Annotated in this window: 14 protein-coding genes; 9 read left to right on the top strand and 5 right to left on the bottom strand. The window is 70.3% G+C overall.

All coding sequences use genetic code 11. The annotated features are described in order from the left end of the window. Positions 1-4: 4 nt before the first annotated feature. The 5 genes from ABT340_RS09205 to eccCa all read right to left on the bottom strand — a co-directional run bounded on the left by ABT340_RS09205 (position 5) and on the right by eccCa (position 8,499). Positions 5-2,164, bottom strand: coding sequence for an MMPL family transporter (locus tag ABT340_RS09205; RefSeq protein ID WP_352010190.1), 2,160 nt, complete (start codon positions 2,162-2,164; stop codon positions 5-7). A 66-nt stretch (positions 2,165-2,230) separates the two neighbouring features. Next, positions 2,231-2,785: a TetR/AcrR family transcriptional regulator gene (locus ABT340_RS09210; RefSeq protein ID WP_352010191.1), complete on the bottom strand. Its 555-nt coding sequence runs from the start codon at positions 2,783-2,785 to the stop codon at positions 2,231-2,233. 153 nt (positions 2,786-2,938) lie between these two features. Continuing rightward, a complete protein-coding gene (locus ABT340_RS09215) occupies positions 2,939-3,901 on the bottom strand; it encodes an intradiol ring-cleavage dioxygenase (protein ID WP_352010192.1) in 963 nt (320 codons plus the stop codon). Between the two features lie 233 nt (positions 3,902-4,134). Continuing rightward, a complete protein-coding gene (locus ABT340_RS09220) occupies positions 4,135-4,401 on the bottom strand; it encodes a hypothetical protein (RefSeq protein ID WP_352010193.1) in 267 nt (88 codons plus the stop codon). A gap of 111 nt (positions 4,402-4,512) precedes the next feature. After that, complete coding sequence (gene eccCa, locus ABT340_RS09225) at positions 4,513-8,499, bottom strand: type VII secretion protein EccCa (protein WP_352010194.1); 3,987 nt, start codon at positions 8,497-8,499, stop codon at positions 4,513-4,515. Positions 8,500-8,734: 235 nt separating this feature from the next. On the opposite strand from eccCa, the gene eccD reads away from it, so the two are divergent. The 9 genes from eccD (at position 8,735) to ABT340_RS09270 (ending at position 16,455) form a co-directional block, all read left to right on the top strand. Then, positions 8,735-10,096, top strand: a complete 1,362-nt coding sequence (gene eccD, locus ABT340_RS09230; protein WP_352010195.1) for a type VII secretion integral membrane protein EccD — start codon at positions 8,735-8,737, stop codon at positions 10,094-10,096. A 274-nt stretch (positions 10,097-10,370) separates the two neighbouring features. Beyond that, on the top strand, positions 10,371-10,739 hold the full coding sequence (locus ABT340_RS09235) for a YbaB/EbfC family nucleoid-associated protein (RefSeq protein ID WP_352010196.1): 369 nt from the start codon (positions 10,371-10,373) through the stop codon (positions 10,737-10,739). A 324-nt stretch (positions 10,740-11,063) separates the two neighbouring features. After that, the gene (locus ABT340_RS09240) at positions 11,064-11,390 is read left to right on the top strand and encodes a WXG100 family type VII secretion target (RefSeq protein WP_352010197.1); all 327 of its coding nucleotides are present in this window, start codon (positions 11,064-11,066) and stop codon (positions 11,388-11,390) included. Positions 11,391-11,426: 36 nt separating this feature from the next. Beyond that, on the top strand, positions 11,427-11,726 hold the full coding sequence (locus ABT340_RS09245) for a WXG100 family type VII secretion target (protein WP_352010198.1): 300 nt from the start codon (positions 11,427-11,429) through the stop codon (positions 11,724-11,726). An 82-nt stretch (positions 11,727-11,808) separates the two neighbouring features. After that, the gene (locus ABT340_RS09250; protein ID WP_352010199.1) at positions 11,809-12,195 is read left to right on the top strand and encodes a hypothetical protein; all 387 of its coding nucleotides are present in this window, start codon (positions 11,809-11,811) and stop codon (positions 12,193-12,195) included. Positions 12,196-12,206: 11 nt separating this feature from the next. Further along, the gene (locus tag ABT340_RS09255; RefSeq protein ID WP_352010200.1) at positions 12,207-13,517 is read left to right on the top strand and encodes a WXG100 family type VII secretion target; all 1,311 of its coding nucleotides are present in this window, start codon (positions 12,207-12,209) and stop codon (positions 13,515-13,517) included. Between the two features lie 28 nt (positions 13,518-13,545). Next, on the top strand, positions 13,546-14,025 hold the full coding sequence (locus ABT340_RS09260) for a hypothetical protein (protein WP_352010201.1): 480 nt from the start codon (positions 13,546-13,548) through the stop codon (positions 14,023-14,025). 13 nt (positions 14,026-14,038) lie between these two features. Next, complete coding sequence (locus ABT340_RS09265) at positions 14,039-15,346, top strand: WXG100 family type VII secretion target (protein ID WP_352010202.1); 1,308 nt, start codon at positions 14,039-14,041, stop codon at positions 15,344-15,346. Between the two features lie 38 nt (positions 15,347-15,384). Next, the gene (locus ABT340_RS09270) at positions 15,385-16,455 is read left to right on the top strand and encodes a hypothetical protein (protein WP_352010203.1); all 1,071 of its coding nucleotides are present in this window, start codon (positions 15,385-15,387) and stop codon (positions 16,453-16,455) included. Positions 16,456-16,485 lie beyond the last annotated feature (30 nt).

Consider the following 16,485-nt stretch of genomic DNA (forward strand, 5'->3'; position numbering starts at 1 on the left):
CCGCTCAGCCGGCCCCGATCACCGCCGGTGCGGGCTCCTCCGGCCGCCGGGAGAGGCTCTCGCCCTCGATGTCGAGGTTGGGCAGCACGCGGGCCAGGGGGCGGGGCAGCCACCAGGCGGCGCGGCCGAGCAGGGACATCACGGCGGGAACCAGCGTCATGCGGACGACGAAGGCGTCGATGAGCACGCCGACGGCCAGGGCGAAGCCCATGGACTTGATGATCGGGTCGTGCATGAAGACGAAGCCGCCGAAGACGGAGGTCATGATGAGCGCGGCGGCGGTGACGACGCGGGCGTTGTGGCCCAGGCCGTTCACGGTCGCCCGCCGGGCGGTGTCACCGTGGACGAAGTCCTCCCGCATGCGTGAGACCAGGAAGACCTCGTAGTCCATGGCCAGGCCGAACAGGATGCCGATGAGCAGGATCGGCAGGAAGCTGACCAGCGGCCCCGGCCTGCCGACGCCGAGCAGGTCCGCCAGGTGCCCCTGCTGGAAGATGGCCACGGTGATGCCGAACGTGGCGCCGATCGTGAGCAGGAAGCCGAGCGCGGCCTTCAGCGGGACCAGGATCGACCGGAAGACCAGCAGGAGCAGCAGGATGGACAGCCCGACCACGAGCAGCAGGTAGACGGGCATCGCGTCGGCGAGCTTGGCCGAGATGTCGATGCCGATCGCGGTCACGCCGGAGAGCGCGACGCGGGCGCCCTGGATGTCGTTCATCCGCTCGCGGATGGCGTGCACGGTCTGCTCGGTCGCGGCGTCGGCGGGACCCGTCTTGGGGATGACGGTCAGCAGCGCGGTCGTGCCCTGGGCGTTGGCCTGCGGCGGGGTGACGGCGAGCACTCCCGGGGTGGTCTGGATGGCGCCCGCGGCCTGCTTGGCGGCGTTCGCGGTCGCCTGGGCGTCGTCACCGGTGACGACGGCGATCAGACGGCCGTTGAAGCCGGGGCCGAACCCCTCACTGATCAGGTCGTACGCCTCGCGGGCCGTCGAGCCCTCGGCGGCGGTGCCCGCGTCGGGCAGCGCCAGGCGCATGTCCCTGGCGGGCAGGGCCAGCGCGCCGAGCACGACGACGGCGACGACCAGCACCGGGACGCGCAGACGGGTGACGAGCCGTCCCCAGCGGAAACCCATGGCCTCGCGGTCGTCGCCGGTGCCCGTGTCCGCACCCGCGCGCTGCCTGCGGGGCAGCACCCGCGCGCCGGCGAAGCCGAGGATGGCGGGCAGCAGGGTCAGCGCGACGAGTACGGCCAGAGCCACCGTCGCCGCCGCGGCCAGACCCATGACGCTCAGGAACGGGATGCCGACCACGGCCAGGCCCGCCAGGGCGATGATGACCGTGGCCCCGGCGAAGACGACGGCCGATCCGGCGGTGCCGGTCGCCCGTCCTGCGGCCTCCTCGGCCTCCATGCCCTCGGCCAGGTACTGGCGGTAGCGGGAGGTGATGAACAGCGAGTAGTCGATCCCGACGGCCAGACCGAGCATCAGCGCCAGGACGGGGGCGACGTTGCTCAGCTCGACCACGCCGGACAGGGAGAACAGGCCCGCCATCCCGGCGCCGACGCCGATCAGGGCGTTGAGCAGCGTCATGCCCGCCGCGACCAGGGAGCCGAAGGTGACGACGAGGACGACGGCGGCGATCAGGACGCCGAACGCCTCGGTCGAGCCGATCTCGACCTCGGCCTTCATGATCTCGCCGCCGTGCTCGACCCGCAGGCCGGGGGTGGTGGCCCCGGCCCGTTCGTAGGCCGCGCGCTGGGCGTCGGTGATCTTGTCGAGAGGGCTGTCGAACTGGACCTGGACCAGCGCGTGGCGGCCGTCGGGGGAGACGGCGCCGACCTGGAAGGGGTCCATCGCGGCCAGCACCCCGGGTACGGCCGCCGCCTCACGCACGATCGGCGCGAGGGCGGCCGGGTCCAGTTTGCCGCCCTCTGGCGCGGCGACGACGATGGTGCCGGTCGTGCCGCCGGCCTGGGGGAACTGCCGCCGCAGGGAGTCCAGCGCACGCTGGGACTCGGTGCCGGGCATGGTGAAGTTGTCGGTCGTCGGCCCGGAGAACGCGGCGGCGGCCCCGCCGAGCAGGGCGAGCAGGATGAGCCAGGCGGCGAGTACGCGCCCGCGCCTGCGGAAGGAGAACCGGCCGAGCCGGTACAGCACAGCAGCCATGGAGGGGGAGGGGTCCGTTCAGGCGAGGTCCGGCGTCCGGCGGAGGCCGGGCCGGTCCGGGGTGGTTCAGGGGTGGTCGGGCTCGCGGCCCAGGGTGCGCAGCGCGCCGCGGATCATCTCGGCGCGCAGGACCTCCTCGGGCACGCCGAGATCGTCGGCGGCGGTGACGGAGACGGCGCCCAGGACCATGTAGGCGGCGATCGTGTCCGAGGGCGCGGTCGAGCCCCCGGCCAGTGCCGTGAGTAACCGCCTGATGGTGGCGGGGACGGCGCCGAGCGCCGGGTGGACGGTCATCGTGGGGATGTCCTGGAACAGGATCCGGACTTCCAGCCGGAACCGCAGGGCCAGGTCGACGAAGCCGGTGACGGCCGCCCGCGCGGCCTGCTCACCGTCCAGTCCGACGAGCCGGGTCCGCAGCGCGGCCAGGCCCTCGCCCGCCGGGGTCAGCAGTTCGGTGAGGATCGCGTCCTTGCTCGCGAAGTGGTAGAGCAACGCCGCCTTCGAACAGCCCGCGACCTGGGCGATGTCGTGCAGTGAGGTGCCCTTGTAACCGCTGTCGGAGAACAACCGCAGCGCCGAGCGCAGGATGTGCTCACGCAGAGCGGAAGGGGGACGTGCCATGCCCCAATGATAACTGTCCGATCGGTCAGATCTGACCGATCGGACAGGAATGGAGACGTTCGGGCCCTCGGTGTGGTCACGAGGAGGCCGGGAGGTCTCCAGCACGCCGATGGAAGTACGGCGTGCCGGGGGTGAAGATCGACCCGCGCGGGATCAGGGGGCCGGAGAGGGGGCCGGGGTCCCGGGAGGCGTGGTGGGGAACGGCGGGAAGGGTCCGCCGGGCCAGTCCTGACCGTCGTGGACGGCGTCGGGGTCGACACCGAGGGTGATCGAGGCGCTGATGCCCCTGGCCACGTGCCTGGGGTCGTAGCGCACGTCGAGCATGCCGTCGGCGGTGGTGTCGCCGGTGTAGAGCATGTCCTGCTCGTTGGTGGTGCGGGTCTTGGTGTTGGTCGAGTACGGCCTCAGCACGGAGACGGCCTCGATCAGCTTCTCGGGGAAGTAGAGCTGGCCGGTGTGGCAGTCGTTGCCGCCCAGGTAGGCGCCGTGCCGGAAGACACCGTTGACGTGGACCTTGACGTGGATGTGGATCGCGCGGCCGATGTACCAGCCGGGGAAGGCGCTCCTGAAGGTGACCCAGCCGTTCCTGTCGGTCATCTGGAAACCGCGGAAGTAGGTGGTGTCGCTGTCGGGCTCGGCGTGCATGCCGCCGCCGGGGGCGCCGGTGGGCATGTCCGTCGGGAAGGCGGTGGGGAACGCGGTCGGGAAGCCGGGGCCGTCACCCGAGGAGGCCTTCTCGTAGCTGGAGTAGATGCCCAGCGCGTCACAGTGCCAGATGTCGACGGCCTTGTTGCGCAGCGGCCTGCAGTTCTCCGAGTCGACGATCCGGATGCGCAGCAGCAGCGGGACGCCGGGCTTGTGCTCGGTGATGTTCGAACGGTACTTGTCGTAGTCCAGGTAGTAGGGCCCCTCGATGGTCTCCTTGGAGAGCGGCAGGCAGAGCTTGCTCGTGGGAGTGGGGACGGTGGGGGTGGGGGTGTGCGCGGCACCGGCCGTCGTGCTCGCGGACGCGGTCGAGGCCAGGTAGCCGGTGCCCAGACCGGCGGCGGCGATGCTGACCCCGCCCGCGATGAGGAGCTGTCGGCGGTTCGGTTTCGGTGCGCTGGTTTCTTCCATGCGCACGAACATTAGGGGCGCCGTGTGAAAAAAGTCTAAGAAAATGGGCTGGATTCTGATGTTACGTAACGGAAATGTGATCCACGGGGGAGCGGTTGCGTCACGGGTATTAACCAAATCTTATATGTGAAAGATATGGTTCGGACGCCGGTGGTTACTCTCTGTAAATAAATCCGTTTCCCGTTGACGGTGTGACGGGCGCCCCGCCGGTGGGGCGGGGCGCCGTGCCTCGGTCAGGCGCGCTTCCAGCGCCACCGCCCGTTGGGGTAGCGCGTGCACGTGTACTTACGGCCGGTGGCCTTGGCGTAGCCGTACCTGCCGTGGGCGGCGGCGGGGCAGTAGGCGCCGGGGGTGACGCAGTTCCAGTGGTTGCCCGAGCGCTGGTAGGTGCACGAGACCGTCGCGCCCGCGGGCGCGGCGGCGGCCACCAGGGCCGAGGCGGTGGTGGGCACGAGCACGGAGGCGGTCAGGGCCGCGGAGACCACGAGACGTCTGAGCAAGGAGCGCTCCCAGCGTGTGGGGATGAACGGTGAACACCGAGGAGACGCGCCTCATATATCCGCAGGTTGACCTATAAGTGTGTCCTTATTAGGACAATTACCGGGGTTCGATCAGGTCTCCTCGGAAGGCGGGAAGAAGGCCGTCTGGGTCAGGCGGGAGCCGTACCGGCGGTCGACGTAGTAACCCCGTCCCGGCGGCAGCGGATGGGCGCGGACATTGCCGAACAGGAAGCCCTCGTCCTTGTTGCCGGACAGGATCACCGCGGGGCTGGCCATGTCCTTGACCCGCTGGATGATCGGGTCGAACATCGCCCTGCCCACACCGCCCATCGCGCGGGACATCACCAGGTGCAGACCGATGTCACGGGCCTGCGGCAGCAGGTCGGCCAGCGGCAGCAGCGGGTTGGAGGAGGTCGCGACCAGGTCGTAGTCGTCCACCACGATGTACAGGTCGCAGCCCTGCCACCAGCTCCTGTCCCGCAGCTGTTCCGGGGTGAGGTCGGCCGGGGGCAGCCGCTTGAGCAGCGCGCCGCGGACGTCGTTGATCAGGTCGGTCGCGGCGGCGCTCGACGCGGCGTAGCCGATGCGGTGCTCGGTCGCCGCCGAGTCCAGCAGCGACCGCCGGTAGTCGATCACGATCATCATGGCCTCCTGCGGCGTCTGCCTGGCGACCAGTCCCTCGGTGATGACCCGCAGCAGGTTCGACTTGCCGCTCTCGGTGTCGCCGACCACGATGAAGTGCGGGTCGGCCTCGAAGTCGAGCAACACCGGCGACAGGGCCGCCTCGTCGATGCCGAGCGGGATGCGGGCGCGCCCGGTCTGCTCGACGCCGGGCAGCGTCCCGACGGGCAGTACGGCGGGCAGCAGCCGGACCGGCGGGGCGGGCGGCCCCTGCCAGGCGTCCCTGATCGCGTGGACCAGCGCGCGCACACCCGTCGACAGGTCGTCGGCCTTGCGCACACCGTCGATCCTCGGCAGCGCCGACAGGAAGTGCAGGCCCTCCTTGGTGAGTCCCCGCCCGGGAACCCCCTCGGGCACGGCCAGCGCCGACTTGCGGTTGATCTCCGACTCGTAGGCGTCGCCGAGCTTCAGCTCGACCCGGGTGCCGAACAGGTCGCGGATGCCCGGCCGGAACTCCGACCACTTGTTGGTCGCGGCCACCACGTGGATGCCGTACCCGAGACCGCGGGCGGCGAGGTCGGTGATGACCGGTTCGAGCGACTCGAAGTCCTGCCGGACCGTGAGCCAGCCGTCGACGACGAGGAACACGTCGCCGTAGCCGTCGCCCTCCGCCCCCTCCGCGAGCCGCTGCCGGTAGGCGGTGATCGAGTCGATGCCCTGCTCGGCGAAGTCACGTTCCCGCCGCTGGAGCAGCGCGGAGATCTCGGCGACCGTACGGCGCACCCGGTCACCGTCCAGGCGGCTGGCCACCCCGCCCACGTGCGGCAGCGCCTCAAGCGCGGCCAGCGAGCCACCGCCGAAGTCCAGGCAGTAGAACTGCGCCTCACGTGGGGTGTGGGTGAGCGCCATGCCGGTGATCAGGGTGCGCAGGACCGTGCTCTTGCCGCTCTGCGTGCCGCCGACGACGCCGACATGACCCGCGGCTCCCGACAGGTCCAGCCAGAACGGGTCGCTGCGCTGCTCGAAGGGCTTGTCGATGACGCCGATGACGGCGTGCAGCCTGCCCCGGCCCGCCCAGCTCGGCGTGCTCAGCCCGAGCTGCGGGGTGACCGAGATCTGCGGAAGCAGGTGGGCCAGGGTCGGCGGGTCGCCGAGCGGCGGCAGCCAGATCGGGTGCGCGGGGGGTCCCTGCCCGGCCAGCCTGCCGACCACCAGGTCGAGCAGGCTGGCGGCGGCGCGCTCGACGGGGATCTCCCCCGTCGTCAGCTCCTTGGGCGGCTCCTCGATGACGGGGACCGGGGCGAAGCCGGGACCGTACTCGACGACCTGGTGCAGGCCCGCCGCCCCGCCCCGCGCCACGGAGGACAGCGGGTCGGGCTGGTAGGAACCGGAGACATAGGCGGCCTTGAACCGGGTCATCCCGGTCGTCTCGAACTTCAGGTAGCCGTTGCCCGGCGCCGACGGCAGCTCGTAGGCGTCGGCGACACCGAGCACGACCCGGCTCTCCATGGCCGAGAAGGTCCGCAGGCCGATCCGGTAGGACAGGTGGGTGTCCAGGCCGCGCAGCCGTCCCTCCTCAAGGCGCTGGGAGGCCAGCATCAGGTGCACGCCGAGCGAACGGCCGAGCCGTCCGATCATCACGAACAGCTCGATGAACTCGGGTTTGGCGGTCAGCAACTCGCTGAACTCGTCGATGACGACGAACAACGTCGGCATCGGCGCCAGGTCGGCGCCCTGCTCGCGGGCCCGCTCGTAGTCGCGCAGGGAGGCGTAGTTGCCCGCGGCGCGCAGCAGCTCCTGGCGGCGGACCATCTCGCCGTGCAACGCGTCGTACATGCGGTCGACCAGGGGAAGCTCGTCCTCAAGGTTGGTGATGACCGCCGAGACGTGGGAGAGGGTGTCCAGGCCGAGGAAGGTCGCGCCACCCTTGAAGTCGACGAGGACGAAGTTCAGGATCTCCGACGAGTGGGTGATGGCCAGGCCGAGCACAAGCGTGCGCAGCAGCTCGCTCTTGCCGGAACCGGTCGCGCCGATGACCAGGCCGTGCGGTCCCATGCCGCCCTGGGCGGACTCCTTGATGTCCAGCTCGACCAGGCGCCCGTCGACCCCCAGGCCGATCGGCACCCGCAGCCGGTTGCGTCCCGCCCTCGGCCGCCAGGTCACCGCCGGGTCCAGCAGGGTCGGCTCACCGACCCCGAGCAGGTCGGTCAGCGAGGTGTTCACCGACAGCGCGTCCTGGGTCTCCCCGCCCTTGACGGTCGAGGCGCGCAACGGGGCGAGCTGCCTGGCCAGGCCCTCCACGCGCAGGAAGTCCAGCCGGTCCGGGTCGCCCAGACGGGTCGAGCTGCGCTTGCCCGCGTGGTCGATCTTGACCATGAAGAAGCCCTCCGGCCGCACGTCGATGCGCAGCGTGTTCTTCTCCTCGATCGGCCCCGCGGAGCCGGACAGGTCGATCACGGTGACGCCCTGGATGGCGTCCGTGCCGAGCTGCGAGTCGTGCGGTACGTGCCCGCCGTCGAGGATCAGCACGTGGTACGGCAGCGCGTCCGGCGAGGCGCCTGGCCTGAACCGCGCCCGCTCCTTCAGCGTCCCGCCGAGCAGCCGGTCCAGCTCGGCCAGGTTGTCGGTCATCAGCCGCACCTGGCCCGCCGCGTCGGTCTCCTCGGGGTGCAGCGCGTGGGGCAGCCACTTGATCCACTCCCACTGGGCCATCCACTCCTCGCCCGCGCACACCATGATCCGCATGTCGTCGGGGGAGTGGAAGACGGCCGTCTGGGCGACCATCGCGCGGACCAGTTCGCGCACGGCCACCGGGTCGCCGGTCAGGTTGATCCGCGCGAAGGAGTGCAGGGCGACGGCGACCGGCAGTTCGGAGACCGTCGAGTGGGCCCTGACGAACCTGCGCAGCGCGCCCGCCGACAGGGCGTCCAGGTCCTCGACCGGTTTGGAGTCCGGCGGGATGAGCTGGATGGCGAGCTTCTGCACCCCGGTGCCGAGCCGTACGGTGCCGAAGTCGTCGTCGCGGGGGCGCCGTTCCCACAGCCGGGGACCCAGGGCCACCCACCACAGGGAGTCGGGGGAGGGACTGCTCCATTCGAGGGCCTCGCGCTGCTGCTTGGCGGCGCGCCGTACCTTCTTGCGGACCTGGGCGAGGTAGCGGAAGTAGTCCCTGCGCAGGCCGTTCAGCCGGTTCTTGCGCTCGCCCGACTGGCGGCCGAGCTGACCGGCGGTCATGCCCATCATGGAGACGGCGAACAGGCCGCTGGCCACGTACATGATCGGGCTTCCGGTGCCGCCCGCGGTGAACATCAGGCCCATTCCGGCGGCGCCCGCGGCCATCGGCAGGTAGGTGAGCAGACCGGTCAGTCCCTGCGGCTGCACCTCGGGGATCTCCGGGGGAGACTCCAGGAGGATCTCACCTCGCGGGGGCTTGGGCGGGGGACGGCGCTCTGGGCGCCGTACGACGACGATGCTCACCCTGGAGGTGCCTTCCTGGTCGGTTTGTGCACATCTGTGGCGAAAGCGATTGCCGACGGATGTCGCGCGTGATCCCTACTCTCCCCGCTACCGTATCCGGCATATCGGTGGTTTCCGTGATGCTCCACGATGCTTGCAACCAAGAGGGAGGACGACCGTGAGGTCGCTGGCTCAGGCCCCCCAGGGGGCCGTCACACCGGGTCTCCCAGTTCAGAGCGCCGCTCCGTTGCCTCCCATGTGCCACATCACGATCGTCGCCCCCCGCAGGAAGGCCGATCTGGCGCTGCCCGCGGACATCCCGCTCCCGCACGTCCTGCCGGGCCTGTTACGCGCGATGGGCGAGGTCGGGGGTGAATCCGCGGCCGCCCCCGGATGGGTGCTGCAACGGCCGGGCGGCTCCCCCCTCGACATCGGCCAGAGCCTGGGCGCCCTCGGGGTGCTCGACGGGGAGGTGCTCTACCTGCGGCCCCGCGAGGCCGTGCTGCCGCCCGCGATGTTCGACGACGTGGCCGACGTCGTCGCCACCGGCTTCAGGGAGGCGCCGGGAGGCTGGGGCGTCAGGCACACCCGCTTCGTCGGGGTCGGCGCCGCGACCGCCCTCCTGGTGGTCGGGGCCCTCGTCCTGCTGTTCTCCGGACCACCCTGGCGGGTCTCGGCGGTCTTCGCCGGAGCCTTCGCGCTGTTGCTGACCGTCGCGGGCGGCCTGCTGTCCAGGGCGGTCGGCGACGCGCCGGCGGGTGCGATGATCGGCTGCGCGGCGCTGCCGTACGCCTTCCTCGCCGGACTGCTGGCGCCCGCCGGGGACACGGGGCTGGCCGGGCTCGGCTCGGCGCACATGCTGGCCGCGTTCGCGACGACGGGCCTGGTCGCGACCATCGGCACACTGGCCGTCGCGGACGGCGTGCAGGCCTTCCTCGGTGTGTCCATCGCCTCGGCGACGGGGGCCGTCTGCGCGGCCGTGGTGATGTTCGCCCAGGCACCCCCGGCAGGGGTGGGGGCGATCGCCGCCTCGGTCCTGCTGGCGTGCGGCCCGCTGTTCCCGATGCTGTCCTTCAGGTTCGCCGGTCTGCCGATGCCCTCGATGCCGACCAACGCCGAGGAACTGCGCCTGGACAACCAGCGGATCGACGGCCCGGCCATCATGGAGCGCACCGCCCAGGCACAGCGCTACGCCACCGGCTTCGTCGCCGGAATCGGCCTGACCTCGGTGGTGGCGCAGGTCTACCTGGCCTTCGACCCCGGCTGGGTCGCCCTGGCCACCTCGGCCACGCTGTCACTGACGCTCCTCATGCGGGCCCGTGTCTTCCAGGGAACCGGGCAGCGACTGTGGCTGCTGCTTTCCGGCGTCTTCGGGCTGGCCGTACTGGCGTTCTCCAGAGCCCTGGTCGGCGGCGGCGTCGCCCTGGCCGTGGCGATGGGCCTGCTGTGCGTCGCGCTCGTACCCGCGGGCATGGGCCTGTGGCTGCAGTCGGGCAAACCCTCCCCCTTCTGGGGCAGGGCGGCCGACATCCTGGAGATCGTCCTCATAGTCGCCCTCTTCCCCCTGGCCCTTGGTGTCCTGGACCTTTACACCTGGATCCGAGGCCTAGCCGGCTGACCTGCGATTCTCCCCGGTGCCAGGTGTGAGGGGTTTGGCTTTTTATGCCTTACCGGTGCCGTGCGTGAGGAGTTTCCGGTTCGGGCGCGCCGGCGCTTGGACTGAGGAGCGAAGGAGCGAAGCGGATGAGCGACGAGGGAAAGCGTCGGCTCGGAGCGCCCGAACCCGCGCTGCCGCAGGCAGCGCCATATCAAGGAGCGAGATGGAATTCGGTGAGTTCGCCAACATAGACGTGGAAAAGCTGCTCTCTGGAAACAGTTCGCAATTCGCGAAAATGGAGGAGCTGCAGAGGACGATCACCACGCTCGTCGGTCGTGCCCAGGACGAGGACGGCCTGGTCGCGGTCGAGTACGCCGCGGAGGGGCTGCGGGGGCTCGAACTGCACCCCAAGGCCATGCGGCTCAGTTCGGGCGAACTGGCTGAGCGGATCAAGGAGGTCTTCGCCGAGGCGTCCAGGGACCTGCAGAGACAGCTCGCCGAGGCCGCGGATCAGGCGTTCGGCGAGGGGGACAATCCGCTGAGGACGTTCGGCGGTCCGGACGGGCCGCTGGAGCAGGTCCAGGAGGCGGGGGTCGCCTACGACCGTGCCTTCCAGGACGTGATGGGGGAACTCGACCGCATCCGGCGTCGTCTCGAACTGTGAGTTCACGTAGACGGCTTTCCAGATCACGGAACGTCGCCGTTTTTTCGCCGACTTCTTTCCGTGATGGAGGAGTCACGCACTCGTCTGGCCTGCTCGTTTATAGATAAGACGCTAAATGTTTACTTTTCCGTAATATGAATGCATGTTAGCTATGTGATCCCTGATGGCTAGCATGCCGTCTGATGATGTTCGTCGGGGTAGTCCTTTCTGTCCGCTCGTGTGGCTTCTCTGGCCATCCGGGTGGCATCGCGTGGGCCGTACGGTCCGCACGGGGGCGTGACACCACCACGGACAAGCAGGCCTTATGTCACGGAGGTGTGACCGGTGGCGGAGTTTTTCGGTGCGAGCCCCGCACAGATCAAGAAGGCGTCCGAGCTCGTCGTGGACACCGCGCAGTACGTCGAGGGCCTGCGCAAGGGCGTCGAGACGACCACGCAGGAGCTGACGGCCTCGGGCTGGCTGGGCACTGCTTCGGCCAAGTTCCTGGGCGCCATGCGCGAGTGGGACCGGCAGATGACGATCGTACGGAGTGACCTGGAGAAGATCGCCCAGAACCTGGGCGACAGCTCCGTCACCTACGACGCGGCCGACCAGGACGTGCAGTCCGGTATGAACCGGGTTGACGCGCTCATCAACACCGGCGCCAGGTAGTACGGCCCCATCCCGCAGTCGAGGACGGAGAACAGAGTGTCCGACTATACGAAGGTCAACTTCGTGGAGATGGAGAAGGCCGAGCTGGGCCTCCTCCAGGTCGTCACCGCCATGGACAAGGCGACCGACGACCTCATCACCAAGCTCCAGCAGGTGCTCGGGGAACACTGGGCTGGTGACGCGGCCAACTTCTTCGAGGAGCACAGGAAGGTCTGGGACGCCGCGGAGCAGGAGATGGGGCGTCAGCTCAACGAGGCCGCCAAGGCCCTGGGCATCGCCAGCGAGAACTACAAGGCCGCCGAGGCGCGGAACAAGGCCATCTGGAGCAACCACTGACATGGTCGCCGTGTGAGCTGGTGCTCTCCGGCCGCCGCCGTACGCGGCGGCCGGGGTGGCGCCGGGCGCGCCGAGGAGAGGCATGAGCGCATCGGAGTGGCCGAGTCTGGACGACGTGGCGAACATCACCGAGTTCGACACCTTCCAGATGAGAAAGGTCGCGCAGGAGCTTGAGGAGTACGCCGCGGGGTTCGCGGGCCCCGCGTTCTTCGAGGGCTACACGACGGGTTCCGCGGCCAGCGTCGAGACCAGCGGAAACCTGAGCGGCCAGGAGGTCGGCGAGTGGCCCGCCGCCCGGACGTTCGGGCAGACGGTCGCCGGGGGAGCCTCCACGGACGGCAGGATCGCGGTCCTCGCCCAGGTCTACGCGGAGTTCGTCGCGCAGTACGCCCAGGTCATCAAGACGATCAGGGACAGCGCGAAAGAGTACGACGGCGCCAACACCGCCAACGGCGCCGGGAACGGGTGACAGGGGGAGCAGTGGACACCCAGAAACGGACCGTGCGGGTCCGTTCGGCCGCCGCACCGGTCCAGGGGGAGGTCGGCGACTCCTTCACGGCGATCGACGACTGGCTCAAGGGCACCTCGCCGGCCGAGATCGAGAACGCCGGCTTCGGGTTCACCAACGGGGCCGCCGTCATCGAACTCGTCACCGGTGCCCTGGAGGGCAACGCGGCCAGGCTGGCCCAGGTCTGGGGCGGCCCGGCCGCCGTCGAGACGCACAAGGCCATACGCATGCTGCACACGACGGGCACCGAGCTGGCCGCGGTGATGAAGGAGGTCGGCACCGTCCTGCGGACGTACGGGGGCGTTAACCTGCCCGCGGCGCGCCAGGAGATGGAAGGCCTGCGCACGAAGCGGGCGAAGGCGCTTCAGGTGGGCCCGCAGCCCCCCGAGGCGGACGGGACGGTCGACGCCCGCAACCTCCTGAAGAAGCTCAACGGGCAGATCGTCGAGCTCTACGCGAAGATCCCCGAGGAGTTCACCTACACGCTTCCGGCCGCCGCGGAACCCGCGGGGACCGGCGGTTACACGACCACGGACTACTCCTCGGTGGGACGGCCGACCGGTTCGCGGGGCAACGGGAGCACCTCGCGGACGGACACCGGCCCCTGGCGGGGAAGCGGCTCACCGGCCGACGGTCCGTACGGCACCGGCGGCACGAACGGCGGACACAGCGGCACGGGCGGCCCGGACGGCACGGACGACGGCTCCCAGGGCGCCGGCACCCCCGGTCACCCCGGCGGCACCGGCGGTTCGGGCACGACCGGCCCCGGTTCGGGTACCGGCGGCCAGGGCTCCCCGGGAGAGCCGGGACCGACCGGCCCCGGCGGCCAGACGGCAGGCCCGGGTTCGGGCGGGGACGGCACGGCCCCGGCCGTGATCGGCGGGCACGAGACCACGTCCGACGGCACCGGCGCCACCCACGGCTCGGGAAGGACCGAGGTCGCGAGCTTCGCCCCGACCAACCTGGTCGCGCCGCCCACGATCCAGCAGCACACGGTCCTGCCCGTGTCCCCGGTCACGACGTCCGGCCCGCCCCTCGCCCCCACGGTGATCGGCGGCCCCGGATTCGGCGGTCCCGGCCTCGGGACAGGCGGGGCGGGAGCCGTACCCGGGGCGTCGTCCCCGGCGAGCAGGGGCGGCTCCCCGATGATGCCGTTCATGTCGCCGGGCGGAGGCGCGGGCGGCGGGGCCGAGGAGCAAGGCCAGGAGCGCACGACCTGGCTGTCCGAGGATCAGGACGTCTGGAACTCCCGTGGAGACGTGATCCCCCCGGTCATCACCTGACTTTTCCGAACTTTCCGAAAGGTGCGGCATGGCGATCGAGCTCGATCCCGACTGGCCCGGTCTGACCGTCAAGAGCGACAGCAGCGGCAAGGGCGGTCCCGACCTGAACCGCGCCACGATCAAGGAGATCGCCGGGCTGCTGGAGAAGGCGCTGCAGAAGCTGACGACCCCCACGCCGCCCCCCGCGACCGCGGTGGCGACGGCCAGGGGAGAGCGCGCCGAACTGCCGGGGCCTCCCCCGGGGGGCGGGTCGCTTCCCGACCTGCAACTGCAGTGCGCGCTCAGTGACGAACACCTCGGCAAGTGGCTGACCGCCCAGCAGTTCACCATGGCGATCAACACGTCCTACTCGGTTCTCGTCGGAGAGCGGGGCCAGAAGGGCGGCGGCCTGTACTCCTCGACGATCGAGCAGTACAAGGCCGTCATCGACACGCTCTACGAGATCGCCAAGGCCTACGACGGCGCTGAGGTGGCGAACGAGGGCACGGCTCCCAAGACGGGCGCCTGATAGGGAGGCCATCATGGCGGAAACAGGCTCCAACCGGCTCAAGTACGGCATCGAGCCGCAGGAGACGCACCTGTCGGTCACGCTCTTCGACAGCATCAAGGACCAGGTCAGGGAGTGGGTGGACGCCACCCAGCCGAACTCGGTGAAGCGCGCGGGTGACTACTACGTCGCCGCGCACGACCTGCTCCAAGAGGCCGCGGCCACCCTCAAGCAGCGGGCGACCGATCTGGCCGGAACCTATAAGGGAGCCGAGAGCGTCGAGGCCCAGAAGGAACTCCAGCGACTGCACGGGAGCATCCGCGAGCTGGCGGGCAAGATGCGGCAGGTCGGCACCACGCTGCGCGGCTACTCCGAGACGCTCAACTGGGCCCAGCGCAACATCGTCACCAAGCGGGGCGAGGACTCGCGCTCCGACCACGACACCGACTGGGCGGACCAGATCCCGTTCTACGGCGCGTACCGCGCCGAGGACAGGGCGAGGGACCGGTTCAACGAGATCAACGAGAAGATCATCCAGCACTACAGGGAACTGCCCGAGGACGTGCAGCACTCGCTGCCGACCCCGATGCAGCTCCCCGTGCCCGACTACGGCGGCGTCAACCTGCCCACGGGCCCCGGGGGAAGGGTCACGGGGCCGGGCGGGGGCGACTACAACGGCACGCCCACCCGGCTGTCCGTCGACGACCCCACCAACCGTCTGGGTCTGAACGGCTCGGACCCCTACGGCCAGGGTGACCTGGGCGGCCTGGACGGTTCAGGACAGGGCGGCAAGGACCTCCCCGGGCAGGGGCCCGGATCGGTGGACGGCTTCCCGCCCGGTTCGGGGACGGGCGGTCCGGGCTCCGGCGCCGACGGCTCCGACCCGAACCTCACGAACCCGGGAACCGTGAACGGCTCCCTCCCCGGCACCGATCCGAACGACCGGTTCGGTACCGGCTCGACCTCCCTCGCCGGCCTGAACCCCAACGACCTGGGCAACGGCACGCTCGGTCTGCCCAACGGCCAGGGAGCGGGCACCTTCGGCAACGCCAACGGCCTGATCGGCACCGGTACGAACGCCGGCACGGGAACGGGAACCGGCGTCGGGGTGGGGGTCGGCCTGCCGGGCGGCACCGGGGGCCTCGGTGGCGCCGGAGGCCTCGGTGCGGGGGCCGGGGGGCTTCGGGGCGCGGGAACCCCGGGGATGCCGATGATGCCGATGGCTCCCGGCGGCGGCGCGGGTTCGGAGGAGAACCAGGACCGGGAGAGCAGCACCTGGCTCCTGGAGGACGACGAGGTCTGGGGCAACGGTGGCGACACCACTCCCCCCGTGATCGTCTGATGTGATGGTCTGTCGTGAGGATGTCGTGAGGAGAGGAAATGGGCGATTCGCCACTGGACGGGATCTCGCTCGGGGTCGGTGGTCCCGCCAAGGTCGTCTCGTTCACCGATGACCAGCTGAAGAACCTCGGCACCGAGTTCGGCAGCCGGGCCAAGGACGTCGACGGTCTCATCCACGGCACCGGTTCGATCGGCATCGCCCCGCCCGCCTTCGGCGTGCTCGGGATAGGGCTGAACACCGCCCACGACACCGCCCGCGACGGCGCCGTCAACGCCCTCAAGGCGGGCAAGGCGGCGATCGACTCGTGGAACGCGGCTCTCAAGGCCGCGTCCGAGAACTACGCGGCCGCGGAGAAGGCGAGCACGACCGAGGAGAAGCCAGGCCCCGGCGGTCTGGGGGGTCCCGGCAATCTGGGAGGCCCCGGCAAGCTGGGAGGTGCCGGTCTCCCCAAGATGGGCGGTGGCCTCGACGGTGGGGCCGGTGACGATATGAAGTTCCCCGGGTCGGGGACGGATCCGTTGGACAAGGACCTGCTGGACCGCAAGTTCCCCGACGACACCAGATCCCTCGAAGGCACCAAGCCTGACGACGTCAAGTTCCCTGACAACACCAATTTCCCCGGCCAGAACGGGACGAACCAAAACCTGCCGGACTCCAATCTGCCCGGGGCCAAGCTCCCCGATCCGAACGGCGTCGGGGGCGACCTCAACAAGCCCGGCCTCGGGCTGGACGACCCCACGAAGACCGCCCTGTCGTCCTACAACCCTCCCAACGTGGGCAACCTGGGCAATCTGGGTAACGTGCCGACCGGGAATTCGGGACTGCCGGGCGGTACCACCTGGACGGGAGACACGCTGGGGCCGGGCTCGTCCGGCCGGGGCGGCGGGTTCTCCGGGGTCGGCGGCAACGGGGCCCTCCCGGGCGGCCTGTCCGGCACGGGCACGGGCGGCGCGGGTGGCATGGGCGGCATGCCGATGATGCCGATGGCACCCGGTGGCGCGGGCGGCGAGCAGGGCAAGGAACGCGAGAAGACCACCTGGACCTCGGAGGACGAGAGCGTCTGGGGCGGCGACGAGGACATCGCCCCACCGGTGATCGGCCAGGAATAACTGACCCCCTCGGGCCGCGGCCCGAGGGAG

The organism is Streptosporangium sp. NPDC000239 (genome assembly GCF_040300765.1).
Classification (GTDB): Bacteria; Actinomycetota; Actinomycetes; order Streptosporangiales; family Streptosporangiaceae; genus Streptosporangium.

Bases quoted from the DNA above. Each gene is read 5' to 3' on its own strand.
- ABT340_RS09205 (WP_352010190.1), bottom strand. From the start codon at position 2,164: ATGGCTGCTGTGCTGTACCGGCTCGGCCGGTTCTCCTTCCGCAGGCGC.
- ABT340_RS09210 (WP_352010191.1), bottom strand. From the start codon at position 2,785: ATGGCACGTCCCCCTTCCGCTCTGCGTGAGCACATCCTGCGCTCGGCG.
- ABT340_RS09215 (WP_352010192.1), bottom strand. From the start codon at position 3,901: ATGGAAGAAACCAGCGCACCGAAACCGAACCGCCGACAGCTCCTCATC.
- eccD (WP_352010195.1), top strand. From the start codon at position 8,735: ATGTGCCACATCACGATCGTCGCCCCCCGCAGGAAGGCCGATCTGGCG.
- ABT340_RS09235 (WP_352010196.1), top strand. From the start codon at position 10,371: ATGGAGGAGCTGCAGAGGACGATCACCACGCTCGTCGGTCGTGCCCAG.
- ABT340_RS09250 (WP_352010199.1), top strand. From the start codon at position 11,809: ATGAGCGCATCGGAGTGGCCGAGTCTGGACGACGTGGCGAACATCACC.
- ABT340_RS09260 (WP_352010201.1), top strand. From the start codon at position 13,546: ATGGCGATCGAGCTCGATCCCGACTGGCCCGGTCTGACCGTCAAGAGC.
- ABT340_RS09265 (WP_352010202.1), top strand. From the start codon at position 14,039: ATGGCGGAAACAGGCTCCAACCGGCTCAAGTACGGCATCGAGCCGCAG.
- ABT340_RS09270 (WP_352010203.1), top strand. From the start codon at position 15,385: ATGGGCGATTCGCCACTGGACGGGATCTCGCTCGGGGTCGGTGGTCCC.